The 17,252-nt window shown below is 63.0% G+C and carries 17 protein-coding genes; 7 read left to right on the forward strand and 10 right to left on the reverse strand.

The genetic code is table 11. The features are described from left to right. The first annotated feature begins 70 nt into the window (after positions 1 to 70). The 7 genes from hmgA to NTA49_RS00510 all read left to right on the forward strand — a co-directional run bounded on the left by hmgA (position 71) and on the right by NTA49_RS00510 (position 7,792). Positions 71 to 1,432 carry a homogentisate 1,2-dioxygenase gene (hmgA, locus tag NTA49_RS00480; protein ID WP_258292684.1) on the forward strand — a complete coding sequence of 454 codons (1,362 nt, stop codon included), beginning with the start codon at positions 71 to 73 and terminating at the stop codon, positions 1,430 to 1,432. A 79-nt stretch (positions 1,433 to 1,511) separates the two neighbouring features. Next, a complete protein-coding gene (fahA, locus tag NTA49_RS00485; protein ID WP_258292685.1) occupies positions 1,512 to 2,768 on the forward strand; it encodes a fumarylacetoacetase in 1,257 nt (418 codons plus the stop codon). 83 nt (positions 2,769 to 2,851) lie between these two features. Beyond that, complete coding sequence (locus NTA49_RS00490; RefSeq protein WP_258292686.1) at positions 2,852 to 3,802, forward strand: MBL fold metallo-hydrolase; 951 nt, start codon at positions 2,852 to 2,854, stop codon at positions 3,800 to 3,802. After that, positions 3,799 to 4,059 (forward strand): hypothetical protein, encoded by a 261-nt coding sequence (locus NTA49_RS00495; protein WP_258292687.1) that lies wholly within the window; start codon positions 3,799 to 3,801, stop codon positions 4,057 to 4,059. The genes NTA49_RS00490 and NTA49_RS00495 overlap by 4 nt, the downstream gene beginning before the upstream one ends. 19 nt (positions 4,060 to 4,078) lie before the next feature. Beyond that, positions 4,079 to 5,632, forward strand: a complete 1,554-nt coding sequence (locus NTA49_RS00500) for an FAD-dependent oxidoreductase (RefSeq protein WP_258292688.1) — start codon at positions 4,079 to 4,081, stop codon at positions 5,630 to 5,632. Beyond that, positions 5,629 to 5,826, forward strand: coding sequence for a DUF2783 domain-containing protein (locus tag NTA49_RS00505; RefSeq protein ID WP_258292689.1), 198 nt, complete (start codon positions 5,629 to 5,631; stop codon positions 5,824 to 5,826). The genes NTA49_RS00500 and NTA49_RS00505 overlap by 4 nt, the downstream gene beginning before the upstream one ends. Positions 5,827 to 6,133: 307 nt before the next feature. Then, the gene (locus NTA49_RS00510) at positions 6,134 to 7,792 is read left to right on the forward strand and encodes an ABC transporter substrate-binding protein (protein ID WP_258292690.1); all 1,659 of its coding nucleotides are present in this window, start codon (positions 6,134 to 6,136) and stop codon (positions 7,790 to 7,792) included. A 62-nt stretch (positions 7,793 to 7,854) separates the two neighbouring features. Here NTA49_RS00510 and NTA49_RS00515 read toward each other — a convergent pair whose 3' ends face one another. The 10 genes from NTA49_RS00515 to NTA49_RS00560 form a co-directional block, all read right to left on the reverse strand. Further along, positions 7,855 to 8,337 carry a 3-hydroxyacyl-CoA dehydrogenase family protein gene (locus NTA49_RS00515; protein ID WP_258292691.1) on the reverse strand — a complete coding sequence of 161 codons (483 nt, stop codon included), beginning with the start codon at positions 8,335 to 8,337 and terminating at the stop codon, positions 7,855 to 7,857. After that, positions 8,334 to 9,221: a helix-turn-helix transcriptional regulator gene (locus NTA49_RS00520; protein ID WP_258292692.1), complete on the reverse strand. Its 888-nt coding sequence runs from the start codon at positions 9,219 to 9,221 to the stop codon at positions 8,334 to 8,336. Before NTA49_RS00520 ends, NTA49_RS00515 begins: the two co-directional genes overlap by 4 nt. A gap of 6 nt (positions 9,222 to 9,227) precedes the next feature. Then, positions 9,228 to 9,674: an acyl-CoA thioesterase gene (locus NTA49_RS00525; protein WP_258292693.1), complete on the reverse strand. Its 447-nt coding sequence runs from the start codon at positions 9,672 to 9,674 to the stop codon at positions 9,228 to 9,230. Continuing rightward, positions 9,658 to 10,833, reverse strand: a complete 1,176-nt coding sequence (gene boxA / locus NTA49_RS00530) for a benzoyl-CoA 2,3-epoxidase subunit BoxA (protein ID WP_258292694.1) — start codon at positions 10,831 to 10,833, stop codon at positions 9,658 to 9,660. Before boxA ends, NTA49_RS00525 begins: the two co-directional genes overlap by 17 nt. Further along, positions 10,830 to 11,000 (reverse strand): hypothetical protein, encoded by a 171-nt coding sequence (locus NTA49_RS00535; protein WP_258292695.1) that lies wholly within the window; start codon positions 10,998 to 11,000, stop codon positions 10,830 to 10,832. The genes boxA and NTA49_RS00535 overlap by 4 nt, the downstream gene beginning before the upstream one ends. 70 nt (positions 11,001 to 11,070) lie before the next feature. Further along, positions 11,071 to 12,522 (reverse strand): benzoyl-CoA 2,3-epoxidase subunit BoxB, encoded by a 1,452-nt coding sequence (gene boxB, locus NTA49_RS00540; RefSeq protein WP_258292696.1) that lies wholly within the window; start codon positions 12,520 to 12,522, stop codon positions 11,071 to 11,073. A 77-nt stretch (positions 12,523 to 12,599) separates the two neighbouring features. After that, positions 12,600 to 14,261, reverse strand: coding sequence for a 2,3-epoxybenzoyl-CoA dihydrolase (gene boxC / locus NTA49_RS00545; RefSeq protein ID WP_258292697.1), 1,662 nt, complete (start codon positions 14,259 to 14,261; stop codon positions 12,600 to 12,602). 117 nt (positions 14,262 to 14,378) lie between these two features. Further along, positions 14,379 to 14,825 carry a DUF309 domain-containing protein gene (locus tag NTA49_RS00550; RefSeq protein ID WP_258292698.1) on the reverse strand — a complete coding sequence of 149 codons (447 nt, stop codon included), beginning with the start codon at positions 14,823 to 14,825 and terminating at the stop codon, positions 14,379 to 14,381. Next, entirely contained in the window at positions 14,818 to 15,627 is an 810-nt protein-coding gene (locus tag NTA49_RS00555) for an alpha/beta fold hydrolase (protein ID WP_258292699.1), read from the reverse strand. The genes NTA49_RS00550 and NTA49_RS00555 overlap by 8 nt, the downstream gene beginning before the upstream one ends. After that, on the reverse strand, positions 15,627 to 17,174 hold the full coding sequence (locus NTA49_RS00560) for a benzoate-CoA ligase family protein (RefSeq protein WP_258292700.1): 1,548 nt from the start codon (positions 17,172 to 17,174) through the stop codon (positions 15,627 to 15,629). Before NTA49_RS00560 ends, NTA49_RS00555 begins: the two co-directional genes overlap by 1 nt. Positions 17,175 to 17,252 lie beyond the last annotated feature (78 nt).

The raw sequence follows: 17,252 nt of genomic DNA on the forward strand, positions 1-17,252 counted from the left end.
AATCCAACTATTACACAAGCAACGAATCTGCAAGACTGCCGCATCAGGCACTGCAACGGGAGGCATCGTAATGAACACGCACACCACGCCCGAAACCATGATCCAGGCACAGGGCAATGGCAGCACCACGCCCGGCTACATGCCCGGCTTTGGCAACGACTTCGAGACCGAAGCGCTGCCCGGTGCCCTGCCCCAGGGCATGAACAGCCCGCAAAAGGTGAACTACGGTCTTTACGGCGAACAGCTGAGCGGCACCGCCTTTACTGCGCCCAGCCATCAGAACGAACGCACATGGTGCTACCGCATCCGCCCGTCGGTGAAACATTCCCACCGCTACGAGCGGATCGAGCTGCCCTATTGGAAATCCGCGCCGCATATCCCGCAGGACGTGACCAGCCTGGGCCAATACCGCTGGGACCCGGTGCCGCATTCGGACCAGTCCTATACCTGGCTGACCGGCATGCGCACGATGACCACTGCCGGGGACGTGAACACGCAGGTGGGCATGGCCAGCCACATCTATCTGGTCACCGAAAGCATGGTCGACAGTTACTTTTATTCCGCCGACAGCGAGTTGCTGATCGTCCCGCAAGAGGGCCATCTGCGGTTCTGCACCGAACTGGGCGTGATCGACCTCGCGCCGCAGGAAATCGCCATCATCCCGCGCGGTCTGCTCTACCGTGTCGAAGTGCTGGAAGGCCCCGCGCGCGGCTTCGTGTGCGAGAACTACGGCCAGAAATTCGATCTGCCGGGGCGTGGCCCCATCGGGGCCAACTGCATGGCCAACCGCCGCGACTTCAAGACGCCTGTGGCCGCCTTCGAAGACCGCGATGCGCCCAGCACGGTCACGATCAAGTGGTGCGGCCAGTTCCACGAAACCAGGATCGGGCACAGCCCGCTCGACGTGGTCGCATGGCACGGCAACTACGCGCCGGTGAAATACGACCTCAGCACCTATTGCCCGGTCGGTGCGATCCTGTTCGATCACCCCGATCCGTCGATCTTTACCGTGCTGACCGCCCCCAGCGGCGTCGAAGGCACGGCCAACATCGATTTTGTCCTGTTCCGCGAGCGCTGGATGGTGGCCGAGGATACCTTCCGCCCGCCGTGGTATCACAAGAACATCATGTCCGAGATGATGGGCAACATCTACGGCCAGTATGACGCAAAGCCGCAAGGCTTCGTCCCCGGCGGCATGTCGCTGCACAACATGATGCTGCCGCACGGGCCGGACAAGAACGCCTTCGAGGGCGCGTCGAACGCCGACCTCAAGGCCGAGAAGCTGGACAACACCATGTCCTTCATGTTCGAAACGCGGTTCCCGCAGCACCTGACCGAGTTTGCCGCGAAAGAGGCGCCGTTGCAGGACAACTACATCGACTGCTGGACCGACATCGAAAAGAAGTTCGACGGCACGCCGGGCAAGAAGTGACGCCTAGGCACAGCCGCAACCTGAAATACCCCCAAGGGTGGCTCCGCAAGGGCCGCCCGAACGCCATAGGAAATACCATATGCCCCTGATGAAAAGCTGGATCGCCAGCGCCAACTCCGCCGACACCGATTTTCCCCTGAACAATCTTCCTTACGGCGTGTTTTCGGTCGGTAACGACGATCCGCGCTGCGGCGTGGCGATCGGAGACATGATCCTCGACCTCGCCGCCGCCGAGGATGCGGGACTGGTCACGCTGACCGAATATCCGCTCTTCGATGTGCCGTTCTGGAACGAGGTCATGGAGGAAGGCCCCGCCGTCTGGGCCGCCCTGCGCGACCGGCTGACGCAACTGCTGGCCGAGGGCAGCGCCGAGCAGGCCAAGGTCGAACCGCTGCTGGTGCCGATGCGCGATGTGCAGATGCACCTGCCGATGGTCGTGGCCGAATACACCGATTTCTACGCCGGTCGCCACCACGCGACCAACGTCGGCACCATGTTCCGGGGCGCGGAAAATGCGCTGCCGCCGAACTGGCTGCACATCCCCATCGGCTACAACGGTCGCGCGTCATCGGTCGTGGTGTCGGGCACCGACATCCGCCGCCCCTGGGGTCAGCTCAAGGGTCCGAATGACGACAAGCCCCGCTTTGCCCCCTGCGCACGCTTCGACATCGAACTGGAAATGGGCGCCATCGTCGGCACGCCCTCCGACGGCCCGCTGACCGTGGACGAGGCCGATGCCGCGATCTTCGGCTACGTGCTGCTGAACGACTGGTCGGCGCGCGACATCCAGGCCTGGGAATACCAGCCTCTCGGCCCCTTCCAGGCCAAGGCGACGGCGACCACGATCAGCCCGTGGATCGTCACCAAGGCCGCGCTCGAGCCGTTCCGCACCTCCACGCCCGAACGCGAGGTCGAACTGCTCGACCATCTGAAGGACACAGGTCCGATGCTCTACGACATCAACCTGTCCGTCAGCATCGCACCCGAGGGCAAGGATGCGAGCGTCATCGCGCGCACCAACTACAGCGAGCTTTACTACTCGGCAGCACAGCAACTGGCGCACCACACCACCGCGGGCAGCCCGATGACGCCGGGCGATCTGCTGGGCTCGGGCACCATATCGGGCGCCGAGAAATCCGAACGCGGCAGCCTTCTGGAACTCAGCTGGGGCGGCAAGGAACCGATCACCCTCGACACCGGCGAGACCCGCAGCTTCATCGAGGACGGCGACACGCTGGGCCTGCACGGTCATGCGGCGGGCGACGGCTACCGCATCGGCTTTGGGGACTGCATGGGCACGCTGCTGCCCGCGCTGGACGATCCTTATAAACGCTGACCCCGAACAGGCTGACCGGCTCTTCATCTTGCCGGAAAAACTCCCGCCGGAGGCTCCGGCGCCTACCAAAAAGGACCACACTCATGGCCAAGGCATTCGCGTCCCAAGGGGACATGACAGAAAAGAAAATCTCGTTCACCGAAGTCGGCGAGGGGCTTTATGCCTTCACCGCCGAGGGCGACCCGAACTCGGGCGTGATCATCGGCGACGACAGCGTGATGATCATCGAGGCGCAGGCAACCCCGCGTCTGGCCAACAAGGTCATCGACTGCGTGCGCAGCGTCACCGACAAACCGATCAGCCACGTCGTGCTGACCCACTATCACGCGGTGCGCGTGCTGGGCGCTTCGGCCTTCGACGCCAACCAGATCATCATGTCGGATATGGCGCGCGGCATGGTCGCCGAACGCGGGCAGGAAGATTGGGACAGCGAATTCCAACGCTTCCCCCGCCTGTTCGAAGGCCACGAGAGCATTCCGGGGCTGACCTGGCCCACCACCACGTTCAACGACAAGATGACCGTCTACCTGGGCAACCGCCGCGTCGATCTGATGCACCTGGGCCGTGCGCACACCGCCGGCGACATCGTGGCCCATGTGCCCGACCAGAACGTGATGTTCACCGGCGACATCGTCGAGTACCACTCGGCCTGCTATTGCGGCGACGGGTATTTCGGCGAATGGGGCAACACGCTGGACCGGATCAAGGCTTATGGCGTCGATGCCATCGCACCGGGGCGCGGCGATGCGCTGGTCGGTCAGGAGATGGTGAACGCCGCCATCGAAAACACCCGCGATTTCGTCGACAGCACCTACGCCGCCGCCGCCCGCGTCGCCGCCCGCAATGGCTCGCTAAAGGAGGCATGGGACGCCGTGCGTGAAGCCTGCGACCCGAAGTTTGCCGATTACGCGATCTATGAGCACTGCCTGCCCTTCAACGTCGCCCGTGCCTATGACGAGGCACGCGGCATCTCGCATCCGCGCATCTGGACCGACAAACGCGATGTCGAAATGTGGGAAGACCTGCAATCATGACGACCCTGGGCGCGGTGATCCTGACGGTGCAGGGGGCGGTCTTCGCCCTCTGGGCCTACCTTGCATTCCGCGCCCTGATCCAGGCCCGCAGCATCGCTGTCGCCAACAGCGGGGCAATGTGGCCCGGCCCCTTCGTCGCGCTGGCCGCACTGCGCCAATGGGCGCAAGACCGCCCGCGCGACCGCAATATTCTGCTGCTTGTGACCTTCCTGCTTTTCCTTGCGATCGGGCTGTTTTCCACATTCGCCCCGATCTGATCCGAGAAAGACCCAGCTCATGGCCTATGATTACGCCCCCTTTCCCTACACCGCCCCGCCCGGCCTGACCGCGCCCGAACAGCGCCACCCGGTCGTGATCGTGGGCGCGGGTCCCATCGGGCTCGCGATGGCAATTGATCTGGCGCAGCACGGTGTCGCCTCGGTTGTGCTGGACGACAACAACGTCGTCTCGGTCGGGTCGCGCGCGATCTGCTGGGCCAAACGGACGCTCGAGATTTTCGACCGTCTGGGCGTGGGCACACGGATGCTGGACAAGGGCGTGACGTGGAAGGTGGGTCGTCTGTTTCATGGCGACAAGCCGGTCTACAGCTTCGATCTGCTGCCCGAAGAGGGGCACAAGTATCCCGCCTTCATCAACCTTCAGCAATATTACGTCGAACAATACCTTGTGGAACGCGCGCAGGAATTGCCCGACCTGATCGACCTGCGATTCCTGAACAAGGTGACGGGACACGCAGACAAGGGCGATCATGTGGTGATCGACATCGAAACCCCCGATGGCCCCTATCAGCTCGAGGCGGATTACTACATCGCCGCCGAAGGGGCCGCATCGCCCACGCGCAAGCGGATGGATCTGCCGTTCGAGGGCCAGACCTTCGAAGAGCATTTCCTGATTGTCGACGTGGAGATGGAGAAAAGTCCCTTCGAGACCGACAGCCCCGAGCGCTGGTTCTGGTTCGCGCCGCCCTTTCATCACGGGCAATCGGCGCTGCTGCACAAACAGCCCGACAACATCTACCGGATTGACCTGCAACTGGGACCCGAAACCGACCCCAAGGCCGAGGCGACCGAGGAAAAGGTGATCCCGCGGATCAAGGCCATCGTCGGCGACACGCCATTTCGGCTGGACTGGATGAGCGTCTATAAATTCCGCTGCGCAAAGCTGGAAAACTTCGTGCACAACCACGTGCTGTTTGTCGGTGACAGCGCCCACGTGGTCTCCCCCTTCGGTGCGCGCGGCGGCAACGGCGGCATTCAGGACGTGGACAATCTGGGTTGGAAACTGGCCGCCGTCCTGTCGGGCGACGCGCCTGCCGCTCTGCTGGACAGCTACAACACCGAGCGCACCCACGGGTCGGCCGAGAACATCCTGAACTCGTCGCGCGCCACCAATTTCATGACGCCGAAGTCGCCCATCGAGGCGCTGTTTCGCAACGAGGTTCTGAACCTTGCCGCAACGCACCCGTTTGCGCGCAAGCTGATCAACTCGGGCCGCCTGTCGCAGCCCTGTTCGCTGCAGGGCATGCAATTGCAAAGCGGCAATCACCCGCTGGTCGGCCAATCGCTGATCGACGCGCCCTTGGATGGCGGCTGGCTGGTCGAGCAGGCGCAGGGGGCGTTCACGCTGCTGACCTTCGGCGAGCAGACCGCACCAAAGGTCGACGGCATACGCGCATTGCACGTCGCCACCCCCGGCCCAGACCTGGCCCGCCGCTATGGCAGCGGTTGCTATCTGATCCGCCCCGACGGCCACATTTGCGCCCATTTCGACAGACCGGAGCCGGAGGCCATCGCCGCCGCACTGGCCCGCGCCAAAGGACAGACCCAATGATCCTGGAAGACAACCTTGGCCCCGAGGGCGACAGCATCTACACCGCGCTGATGCAGGCCCACGAGGGTCTGACCGAAGCGCAAAGCCACGCGCTGAACGCGCGTCTCGTGCTGATGCTGATCAACGAGGTCGGCGACGCCGACCGCATCAAGGCCGTTCTGCAAGAGGCGCGCACACCCACACCAGGCGCGTGATCGCACCATAGGTGCTGCCATGACTGCCCCGCAGTCCTGCGGCGGCGCACGAGCACCCTTTTGGCCGTTTTTACCCGCTGCGGTGACGCTCAGCGGCCAAAATCTGTCGGAAAATTGAGCTATTGATAAATCAGCATTCCGGTCAGGCGGGTTGACGTACTGACATTGTTGGTCTGAACTCGATCCAGATCCCGAACGGGGTGACACAAAAATGCAGGCAAACTGCAATGATAAGTGCGCGCGCACTGCGTCGCACGGATAAAGGCCACCTTTGCCACGGCGACAGGTGCCAACAGAGAGGAAGAAGATGACGTTTTTTTCACGCACGGGTAAACCCCTGCCTTCTACGATCACGGACCAGGCTGACAAGATCGGCCCCAACGCCGTGGATCGCCGCGAATTTCTGGCCCTTGCCAGCGCCTTTGGGGCGACGGCTGCAACCGCCTATGGCATGCTGGGCATGGCCGCACCGGCGCAGGCCGCAGGGCACAAGATGGGCGGCGAAGTCCGCTTTCAGATGGAAGTGCGCGCGATGAAAGACCCGCGCACCTTCGACTGGTCGCAGATCGCCAACTTTTCGCGCGGCTGGCTGGAATATCTGGTCACCTATGAAAACGACGGCACCTTCCAGCCGCAGCTGCTGGAAAGCTGGGATGTGAACGACGACGCCACCGAATACACGCTGAACGTCCGCAAGGGCGTGACATGGAACGACGGCACGCCGTTCACCGCCGCGGACGTCGCCCGCAACATCGAAGGCTGGTGCGAAAAGGACGTCGAGGGCAATTCGATGGCGGGGCGTTTCGCCACCATCATCGACGAGGAAACCGGCCGCGCGCTGGAAGGTGCCATCGAGATCGTCGACGATCACACCGTCAGGCTGAACCTGCCTGCCTCGGACATCTCGATCATTCCCGGCATGGCGGATTACCCTGCGGCCATCGTGCCCGCCGGGTTCAACCCCGACACGATGGTCGAAAATCCCGTCGGCACCGGCCCCTATCTGCCCACCGAACTGGAGGTCGGCGTGCGCGCGGTTCTCGAACGCAACACCAACCACACCTGGTGGAACGAGGGCAACGGCGCCTATATCGACAAGCTGACCTATATCGACTACGGCACCGACCCCTCGGCGTGGGTGGCCGCCGCCGAAGCCGAAGAGGTGGACGCGATGTATTCCATCGAAAGCGAATTCATCGACATCATGGCGACGCTGGATGGCTGGGTGCAGAACGAGATCGTGACGGGTGCCACCATCGTGATCCGCCCCAACCAGCTGGCCGAAGTCGATGGCATGAAACCCTATGCCGACAAACGCGTGCGTCAGGCGCTGACGATGGCCGTCGACAACGAAGTGCTGCTTGAGCTGGGCTATGCCGGGCGCGGCATTGCCGCCGAAAACCACCACGTCGGCCCGATGCACCCCGAGTATTTCGAGCTGCCGCCGCGCGTGGTGGACCCCGCCGCCGCCAAGGCGCTGATGGAAGAGGCCGGGATGGCCGATTTCGAGCACGAGTTGATCTCGATCGACGATGCCTGGCGCAAGGACACCACCGATGCGGTCGCGGCCCAGCTGAGGGATGCGGGGATCAAGGTCAAGCGGACGATCCTGCCCGGTGCCACCTTCTGGAATGACTGGACGAAATTCCCGTTCTCGTCGACCAACTGGAACCACCGCCCCCTGGGTGTGCAAATCTGGGCGCTGGCCTACCGGTCGGGCGAGGCGTGGAACGAGTTCGGCTATTCCAACCCCGAGTTCGATGCCAACCTGGTCAAGGCGCTGGCCACCGCCAATCTGGACGCACGCCGCGAATTGATGGAGGTGGGTCAGAAGATGCTTCAGGACGACGGCGTCACCATCCAGCCCTATTGGCGCTCGCTTTACAACTTCACGCGCACGGGACTGGTCGGCGCGGATCACCACATCTCGTTCGAGTACCGTCCTGCCGAGATGGCGTGGACCTGAACTGACTTGTGAACCGATCAAAGGGGGCTGCATTCGCGGCCCCCTTTTTCATGGCGAGGGGGTCAATTAGGTGCGTGCAAGGCCGTTCGGCAAGCCGCAGCGATGGTCACCTGCTCTACGCCCTGACCCAGCAACTGCGCCACTGATGCTGCCTGCGCCGCCTGCATGTGTGCCACAAGCTTCCCATCAGACAGATCGCTGCGGGTGACCTTGGCGAACCAGGCTTCCTCAAGGATCAGATCCTCGATCAGCGGGTCGATCACCGCCCCACCGCCGCCGGGATAGCGGTAGTGCCCCACGCCGCCCTTCTTGCCCATGCGCCCTTCGGCGACCATGCGCGGCAGGATGGGCGAGGCAGCACCGGAGCGCCGTGCCAGAACCACATCCAGTCCCAGCATGTCCATCGCCTCACAAGGGCCCATCGCATAGCCCGCAGCCCTCAGCGCCTCGTCCAGTTCCCAAGGGTTGGTGTGGAACATCAGCAGATGATCCGCCGCCAGCCAGAAGCTGTCTTGCAGGGCGGCAGCGACCCCACCTTCGGTCAATGAGAAATGCTTTCGACAAAGCGGTGCTTGGCGATCACCGTCAGCAGGTCGTTCACCGATGACTGCACGGGGCGGTTCGTGGTATCCACCTGCGCCTGCGCGCGCTGGTATTCGGGCGTGCGGGCGGTCAGCAACGCCTTGAGCTGGTCCATCGCCGCCGGGTTGTCCTTCATCGGGCGCAGATCGCCCTGGGCGCGGACACGGGCCATGTGTTCGGCGGGGCTGGTGCGCACCCAGACGGTGTGGAACCGGTCCAGAAGCGTGCGGTAGGTGTGCTTTTCCGCGACGATACCGCCACCCACGGCCAGGATCAGGCGGCTTTCGCTGTCGATCACGCTGTCCAGCACCTGCTGTTCCAGATCGCGGTAGCCATCCTGCCCGTAAAGCCCGATGACCTCGGCCACGGGCATACCGGCCTGTTCCTCGATCAGCCTGTTCAGTTCGAGAAACCGGATGCCGAGTGCTGCCGCCGCCGCCTTGCCCAGTGTCGATTTGCCGGCGCCGCGCAGGCCCACCAAGCAGATCCGCTGTGCCCGCGCGCCACCGGTGGTGTGCGGCGCCAGCATCGCGCGAACACGGCCCTGCACGTCCGGTCCCGCCGACTGGAACAGATGCGCCACGCGCAGGGTGTCGTCGCTGAGCGGGGCATCGTCCGTCAAAAGCGACGAGACCGACACGCCCAGCGCCTCGGCCACGCGGGCCAGCAGCAGGATCGAGATATTGCCCTGCCCCGATTCCAGTTGTGCCAGATAGCGCGGCGACACGCCCGAGCGGTCCGACAGCGTTCGGCGCGGCAATTTCTGCGCCTTGCGGGCCTCGCGTACACGCGCGGCAAGCCGCTGGATCAGCGGGTTGTCGGTCGGCGTGTTCGATTGGTCAGTCATGATGCATCAGGGACGGATCAGGGGTTCGACGACCGCGCGGATGTCGGGCGGTGCGGGCTGACTTTTGAACACGTCGGCCACGGTAAAGACGCAAGTGAACGTGCCCTCGAAGCACAGCACGTCGTTCTGATGCCCGTCGACGCGGAAGGTGATGGATTTCTCACCCAGCCGCTGCGGCCAGACCGTGCAGATCAGCCGGTGGCGCGGGGTCACGGGGCTGCGAAAATCCATCGCAAGGTTCACGAACGGCGTGCCGACGTTGCGGTCAAGCTCAAGCTGGTACCAGCCATCGCCGTCCAGATGCGCCTCCCACCAGGCGTTGATCGCGTCCAGCGCGAACACGGGCAAGCGCCCCGTATAGGCAATGCGCGCAGGGTCGCAGTCGCCCCATGTCACCCGGATTTCATGAACAAAGGGCGCTGTCTGGTCTGGCACGTCAGTAGGTTTCCACATGATAACGACCCTCTTCGCGCATAACATCGCGCAAGGCGGTCCATTGCTGGCCGATACTTTCGGCAATCGAGGTCAGCGCGCGTTCCACGCCTTCCTCCATGCCCTTCAGCCCACAAATGTAGATATAGGTATTTTCGTCGGCCAGCAAATCGGCAACGGCATCTTCTTCGGCGACCATGCGGTCCTGCACATATTCCTTGTCGCCCATGCGCGAAAACACCAGATGCTGTTTCATCTGCGCCTCTGGCACCTTCTTCAGCGGACCGAAATAGGGCAGCGCATCGGGCGTGCGCGCGCCAAAGAACATGGTCATCTGCGCGGACGCATTGCTGCGTTGCCGTTGCATGGTAAAGGCGCGCATCGGGGCCGATCCGGTGCCGGTGCAGACCATCAGCAGACGCGCCTTGCTGTCATTGGGCATCAGGAACGTCGCCCCGAAGGGACCGGTGACGTTGACCGTATCGCCCTGCGCCAAATCGCACAGATAGTTCGACGCCATGCCCTTGGCCTCACGCTTTACCGTCAACGAAATGTTGTGATAGCCCGCCCGCTCGCCGTCGCGCGGGCTGGAAACGGAATAGAGACGCGGCAGGTGCGCCTTGCCGTCGGCATCGGTGCCGGGTGGGATGATCCCGACAGACTGCCCTTCCAGCACCGGAAACGGCAGCGCGCCGGGGTCAAGGATGATGTGGCGCACGTCGTGATCGGGGTCGTCGGTCAGGCGGTAGTTGCCCTGCACCGTCATCTTGGCCGGTTTGCCTAGATTGTACATATTGATCACAGCCTTGGCCGCACTCACCGGCGCGCGGGCCTTGCCGCCCGCGCCAAGATGCGCCTCGGCCAGAAGGGCCGCGACGGCGTCATCCAGGCTGTCGCCCTCTTCCGACGGGGCGGCTGTCTCGATTTCCTGCTGGTCGGGCAGTTCGTCGAATTCGTATTGCTGTTCCAGCGTATAGGGCGTTTCCACCACCCGCCATTCGTCGATAGACCCCGTAGGGCAGACCGGAATGCAATCCATGCAGAAATTGCACTTGTCGACATCGACCACGACATTGTTGTCGTCATGTTCGATCGCGCCGACAGGGCAGGTCATTTCGCAGGTATAGCAGCGAATACAGATTTCGGGGTCGATCAGGTGCTGTTTCAGCGGTTGGTTCATGGCGTGCGACCGTTCAGGATCATGTCTGGCACCAGCATCGCGTCGATCAGCGCCTGGCACAGCCCCTCGCAGCCCTTGCAGCCGATACAGGGCCCTTGCAATGACGCCAGATCAGCGGCCAGAAGACGTGTTTGCGGCGCGTGGGCCACGGTGCGTTTTGTTTGCATGGGGGCGCCTCCCGAGCGCTTGGGGAAATGTGGGTTCGGGGCAGGTGCGCCCTGCCCCGATTGAGCCCTATCAGGCCATGTGCAGTTTGACGTATTCGAAATCGCCCGGCTTGTTGTCGATACCCACTTTGGGCGCCGCGATCCACGAGGCATATTGGCCGGGCTCAAAGCAGGGCTTCATCAGCGACTGAATATAGTCGCCATCCGCCTTGGTGGGCAGCCATTCGTTCTGCCGTTTGGTCCATTCATCCGACGAGATGATATTGCCATCGGGGTCCACGGCCACGGACGAGAACACGCCGATCTGGCGGTGAAAGCCTTCGTGCGGCAGCTTCAGTTCGAAATTGACGCCCGCCTTGGCGATCTGCTTGTTCCAGCGGCCCACGCCACCGGCGGCATCGCGCACATAGTCATCTCGCAGCCGCATGTTGATAGCGGTCAGGGCGGGTACGTCCTCGGTCACGATCTTGCCGTCCTTGATCGAGGTCACCGCATAGGTGTCGTTCTGAAGCTTGTGATCGTCGTCGATCCGCTGCTCCATGTACCGGCCCTTGATGCCGTAGTTGAACGCGTTGGCGGCGTTGGTCGACACCTCCTGGCCGAACAGGTCCAGCGACAACGTATAGTGCAGGTTCAGCTTTTTCTGGATCGTGGGCAGGTCGATCACGCCCAGATCGCGGATCTTGCCCACGTCATAGGGATCGGTGATGCCATGTTTCGCCATCGCTTCCAGCGTCGCCTGAATGGTGCGGCCCACGCCGGTTTCGCCGACGAACATATGGTGCGCCTCTTCGGTCAGCATGAAGCGGCAGGTGCGCGACAGCGGGTCGAACCCCGATTGCGCCAAGCTCTCCAGCTGCATCTTGCCGTCGCGGTCGGTGAAATAGGTGAACATGAAGAACGACAGCCAATCCGGCGTCTCCTCGTTGAACGCGCCCAGCATCCGCGGCGCTTCGTCCGAACCGGACGAGCGGACCAGCAGGTCGTCGGCCTCTTCCCGGCCATCGCGGCCAAAGTATTTCTGCAGAAGGTAGACCATCGCCCACAGGTGCCGCCCCTCCTCGACGTTCACCTGGAACAGGTTGCGCATGTCGTAAAGCGACGGTGCCGTCAGCCCCAGGAACCGCTGCTGTTCAACCGATCCCGGCTCGGTGTCGCCCTGAATCACGATCAGCCGTTTCAACATGTTGCGGTATTCGCCCGGCACTTCCTGCCATGCGGGTTCGCCGTAGTGTTCGCCCATCGGAATGGTGCGGCCTTCAACCTCGGGGGCCAGCAGCACGCCCCAGCGGTATTCGGGCATCTTCACATAGTCGAACTTGGCCCAGCCCTTGGGGTCCACGCTTACGGCGGTGCGCAGATAGACCATCGATTCCTGAAAGTTCTGCGGGATCAGGTCATTCCACCAGTTGATATAGCCGGGGTGCCATTTTTCCAGCGCTTTCAGCACCTTCTTGTCTTCGCTCAGGCCCACGTTGTTGGGAATCTGGGTGTCGTAGCTTACGTTGATCAGGTCCATCATGTTCGTTCTCCCTGTCGGTGCATATCGGCACCTGCAATGTTCGATGTGGCACGCACACAGGCGCACCATCGGTTAAATTACACGCGTTCCATGTTGTAATCGCCGCGCTTGCCCGTGCCGTAGCGTTGCAGCGCGCCATCTGCGCCAACCGCGTTGGGGCGGTTGAAAATCCAGTTCTGCCATGCGGTCAGACGGCCAAAGATGCGGGTTTCCATTGTCTCGGGACCGGCAAAGCGCAGGTTCGCCTCCATGCCCGTCATCGCGTCGGGCGAGAAACTGGCGCGCTCTTCCATGAAGATGCGGATCTCGTCTTCCCAGTCGATGTCGTCGAGGATCATGGTCACAAGGCCCAGTTCCTCGGCCTCTTCGGCTTCAAGCTGCTCGCCTATCGCGGCCTTCGCCTTGTCCACCGCCTCAGGCTCGCCGAGGAAACGGGTTTGCAGACGGGTCAGGTCGTTCGACATCGGCATCGGGCCAAAGTTCGCACCGGTCAGCGTGATCGTCGCCATGGGGCGGTTGTCGCCGTCAAAGGCGTCTTCCATCATATAGGTGCGGTCCACCGAGAACAGGATTTCGGCAAGGATACCGGTAAAGCACGACCCGTGTTCGACCAGTGCAGCCATGCTGCGCGAGGTCACGTCGATGCGTTTGAGGATACGTTTCCAGTATTTCAGCACCTCGTTGGCCAGCCAATGATCGGCGTTGTCCATCAACAGCGCTTCGTGCGCGGCAAAGCTCTCGGGGTCGCCCTGGGTGCGGAACACCAGCAGGCCTGCGTCCATCTCGTTCAGGCGCAGGTGCAGGATGGCGTCGTCAAGCTGGCGCGCCAGACGCAGCATGTAGGCAGCGTCGCCCTGCGCGGTGAAGGCATCCATATCGGCGGGGGCCGCTTCCTCGGGGCCCTTGATCGTGATCGTCGCACGGCGCGCGCTGCGCTCCAGCGCCACCTCGACCAGTTCATAGGACACGCTGCCATCTTCCGCGATGGTACGGTCGATCGGGTTCAGCGTGATGCCCTGCGTCACGTCCGCCTTGGCCGAGTCGGCGGCAAATTCGCGGGCGCGGGTCTGCACCGTCTCGTCGAATTTCGAGTTGGCGATGACCTCGTCCACCAGCCGCCACTCCTGTGCGCGCTTACCGCGCACGCCTTCCTCGGTCGAGCAGAAGATATCGGCGCGGTCGCGGCGCACCTTGCGTTTGTCTGTCACGCGGGTCAGCCCACCGGTGCCCGGCAGAACCGCCAGCAAGGGCACCTCGGGCAGAGATACCGACGACGTGCTGTCATCGGTCAGCATGATGTGGTTGCACGCCAGCGCCAGCTCATAGCCGCCGCCCGCACATGCGCCTTTGACGGCGGCGATGTATTTCTGGCCGCTGTCGGATTCGGCGGCCTCGAACGTATTGCGCGTCTCGTTTGTGAACTTGCAGAAGTTCACCTTGTGGCTGTGCTGCGCGCCGCCCAGCATCCGGATGTTGGCACCGGCGCAGAACACCTTGTCCTTGGCCGATTGCATTACCACGACCTTGACCTGCGGGTGCTCGAACCGCATCCGCTGTACCACGTCGGCCAGTTCAATATCGACGCCCAGATCGTAGCTGTTCAGCTTCAATTGGTAGCCGTCGAACAGCCCTGCGTCCTCGTCCACATCCATGAACAGGTTGGCGACCGGGCCGTCATATTCGACGCGCCAGTGACGGTATTTGCTGGGGTCGGTGCGGAAGTCGATGATCTTGGTCACGGTATAAGTGTCCTCTTGGCGGGGTGCAGACGGGCTGCACTGGCTTCTTGTGTAGTATAGTTACAAACTCAGGGCTTCACGACCAACAGAAACGCAAGATAGTGCGCCATATTGGCATTATAGTTCGTCATTTGCGGTGCGCCCTGCCTGATCGGCGGTATTTTCGGCCCACTCGCGCAGCTGGGATGGGGTAAGCCCCGGAATCGGACGGCTGGCGCGGCCCGCGACCAGATGATCCTGCACGATCCTGCACAGCCGCAGCGTCGCCTTGGGCCTGCCCATCGCCAGCTTCAGCCGCGCGTTGGCCAGCTGGATCACCGCCTGCACCATGTGCCGCTCGGCGGACGGATCGGGCAGCGCCAGCCAGACGGCTTCCAGCACCTCGTGACATTCCCAGAAGTATCCGGCGTGCAGATAATCCAGCCCCGCGCGCATTGCGGGGCTGTCGAGCGGATCGGCTCCCACGTCTTTCAGCGGATCGAACCAGCCCTCGGGGTGGCGGGCCGTCTGGCCGGGCACATAGACGTGCGTCGGCGCAGGGGTGCCGCCGGGCAGCTCAGGCAATCTCGACCTCGGCTTCCTCCATGCGTTTCAGCCTTGCGCAAAACTCGACGATGCCCGCGACGGTCGCTTCGGTGGCTTCGCGGTGCGGCGCATGGCCGACACCGTCGAGGATCAGGGTTTCCAGAGGCGAATAGATGCGGCTGTCGATCTCGTCGATCTGCGCCATCGTGCCATAGGGGTCGTCCGTGCCCTGCACTGCCAGCACCGGAATGCGCCAGTGGTCGATGGTGTCCGCCACATTCCACGCCGCATAGTCGGGATGCGTCCAGACGTCGTGCCAGCCGTAATAGGCATCGTCAGGGCGCGCATGATATTTCGCCAGTTTCTCTTTCAGATCGCCGGATACATAGGCCGCCTTGGTCGCGGCAATTGCGGCCAGACCACCCGGTTCGGTGAAGAAATGCGGCGCGATCAGAACCAGCCCGCGCACCCGCATGTCGCTGACGCTGCCCGCATAGATCGCGGCAATCGTGGCCCCATCGGAATGGCCCAGCAGCACGCAGTCCTGCACCCCCGCCGCATCCAGCAGCGGACCCAGCACGTCCACGGCCTCGCGGGTCTGGTAATCAAGCGGGCGTGGCAGATCTGCGGCGCCGGACTGACCGTACCCCGCACGCGAATAGGCCAGCACGCCAAAGCCTGTCCGCTTTGCCAGCACCTCGGGCAGATCACGCCAATGCGCCACGCTGCCTAGCCCCTCGTGCAGCATTACGAGCGTGGGTGCGTCCCCCGGAGCCGCGCCGAAACAGGCATACTCCAGCGACGTCCCGTCGATCTCGATAAATCCGTTGGTCCAGTCCATCATGCATCCTCTCGCAATTTAAAGCGCTGGATCTTGCCGGTTGCCGTCTTGGGCAATTCATCGACACAGGCGATCCAGCGCGGATATTTCCATTTGCCGATCTTGGTCTTCACATGCTCTTTCAGCGCCGCCTCGATCCCGTCCGGGGACACGCCCGCGTTCAGCACCACGTAAGCCTTGGGCTTTTCCAGCCCGTCGGCATCGCGCGCGGCGACCACCGCGGCTTCCAGCACGTGCGGATGGCTGATGATGGCGCTTTCGACCTCGAAGGGGCTGACCCAGATGCCCGAGACCTTGAACATGTCGTCGGTGCGCCCACAGTAGACAAACCGCCCGTCGGCGCGGCATTCGTATTTGTCGCCGGTGCGGGTCCAGACGCCTTCGAACGTGTTGCGCGATTTCTCGCGCTGGTTCCAATAGCCGCCTGCCGCGCTGTCGCCCTGCACCAGCAACTCGCCGACCTCGCCCACAGCCACCTCTTCGCCCGCCTCGTTGACCAGTCGCACGGAATAGCCGGGCACCGGGACGCCGGAGGTGCCATAGACCACGTCACCGGGGCGGTTGCTGAGGAAGATATGCAGCATCTCGGTCGATCCGACCCCGTCGAGGATCTCGACGCCGGTGTGCTTTTCCCACCGCGTGCCGATGTCTTCCGGCAGTGCTTCGCCTGCGGAAATGCAGGTGCGCAGGGGGGCCTTGGCGGTGCCGTTTCTGTCCATGAAAGCCACCATCGCGGCATAGAGCGTCGGCACCCCGCAAAACACGGTCGGCTGCTGCGTGTTCAGGATGTCGGTGACCACGTCCGGCGTCGGGCGGCCCGCGAACAGCACAGTGGTGGCACCAACCGCCATCGGAAACGTCATCGCGTTGCCAAGCCCGTAGGCAAAAAAGAACTTGGCCGCCGAATAGACCACATCGTCCTCGCGCATGCCCAAGACCTGCGCGCCATAGGTGTCGGCGGTGGCCTTCAGGCTGGAATGGATGTGGTGCACGCCCTTTGGCTGACCGGTCGAGCCCGAGGAATAGAGCCAGAACGCCACCTCGTCCGGGCAGGCGTCGAACGCGGGGGCCGTTTGCGCAGTGCTGTCGAGAAAGTCGCGATAGGTGATCGTGTCGGCATGGGCCGTGTCACCGATCAGGATGACATGTCTGATATAGGGGTTATCCGCCAGCACCGGGGCGACGGTTTCATAGAGCATCTCGGAGACGAACAGCGTCGTCGCGCGGCTGTCGCGCAGGATCACGTCGTAGACAGAGGTGGCCAGCAACGTGTTCAGCGGGATCGGGATGACCCCGGCCTTGATCGCACCCCAAAAGATCTGCGGAAATTCGATTGTGTCCAGCACCAGAATCGCAACGCGCTGTTCAGGCACAATGCCATGCTGCCCAAGCGCCGCCGCCACGCGCCCCGACGCCTCTGCCAGCGCTCCGTAGGTCAGACTGCGCCCGCTGCCATATTCGCAAAAGGCAGTCTTGTCGCCGCGCCCCTCCCCGACATGACGATCCACAAAATAGCTGGCCGCATTTGCGCTGGCTAAGGTGCCCATTGACGCTCCTCCCAAAGACATCGGTAATGTGCGCTATCGTGCGCCAATTTCCGGATACCGCAACAGGGGCGCCATGTT

Source organism: Pseudosulfitobacter koreensis (genome assembly GCF_024733015.1).
In the GTDB taxonomy this organism is placed as follows: Bacteria; Pseudomonadota; Alphaproteobacteria; order Rhodobacterales; family Rhodobacteraceae; genus Pseudosulfitobacter; species Pseudosulfitobacter koreensis.

What these genes read in the sequence shown, in the direction of transcription:
- NTA49_RS00495 (WP_258292687.1), top strand. Translation starts at nt 3,799, where the DNA reads ATGACGACCCTGGGCGCGGTGATCCTGACGGTGCAGGGGGCGGTCTTC.
- boxB (WP_258292696.1), bottom strand. Translation starts at nt 12,522, where the DNA reads ATGATGGACCTGATCAACGTAAGCTACGACACCCAGATTCCCAACAAC.
- NTA49_RS00535 (WP_258292695.1), bottom strand. Translation starts at nt 11,000, where the DNA reads ATGCAAACAAAACGCACCGTGGCCCACGCGCCGCAAACACGTCTTCTG.
- NTA49_RS00490 (WP_258292686.1), top strand. Translation starts at nt 2,852, where the DNA reads ATGGCCAAGGCATTCGCGTCCCAAGGGGACATGACAGAAAAGAAAATC.
- NTA49_RS00500 (WP_258292688.1), top strand. Translation starts at nt 4,079, where the DNA reads ATGGCCTATGATTACGCCCCCTTTCCCTACACCGCCCCGCCCGGCCTG.
- NTA49_RS00560 (WP_258292700.1), bottom strand. Translation starts at nt 17,174, where the DNA reads ATGGGCACCTTAGCCAGCGCAAATGCGGCCAGCTATTTTGTGGATCGT.
- fahA (WP_258292685.1), top strand. Translation starts at nt 1,512, where the DNA reads ATGCCCCTGATGAAAAGCTGGATCGCCAGCGCCAACTCCGCCGACACC.
- NTA49_RS00505 (WP_258292689.1), top strand. Translation starts at nt 5,629, where the DNA reads ATGATCCTGGAAGACAACCTTGGCCCCGAGGGCGACAGCATCTACACC.
- NTA49_RS00555 (WP_258292699.1), bottom strand. Translation starts at nt 15,627, where the DNA reads ATGGACTGGACCAACGGATTTATCGAGATCGACGGGACGTCGCTGGAG.
- hmgA (WP_258292684.1), top strand. Translation starts at nt 71, where the DNA reads ATGAACACGCACACCACGCCCGAAACCATGATCCAGGCACAGGGCAAT.
- boxA (WP_258292694.1), bottom strand. Translation starts at nt 10,833, where the DNA reads ATGAACCAACCGCTGAAACAGCACCTGATCGACCCCGAAATCTGTATT.
- NTA49_RS00525 (WP_258292693.1), bottom strand. Translation starts at nt 9,674, where the DNA reads ATGTGGAAACCTACTGACGTGCCAGACCAGACAGCGCCCTTTGTTCAT.
- NTA49_RS00520 (WP_258292692.1), bottom strand. Translation starts at nt 9,221, where the DNA reads ATGACTGACCAATCGAACACGCCGACCGACAACCCGCTGATCCAGCGG.
- NTA49_RS00510 (WP_258292690.1), top strand. Translation starts at nt 6,134, where the DNA reads ATGACGTTTTTTTCACGCACGGGTAAACCCCTGCCTTCTACGATCACG.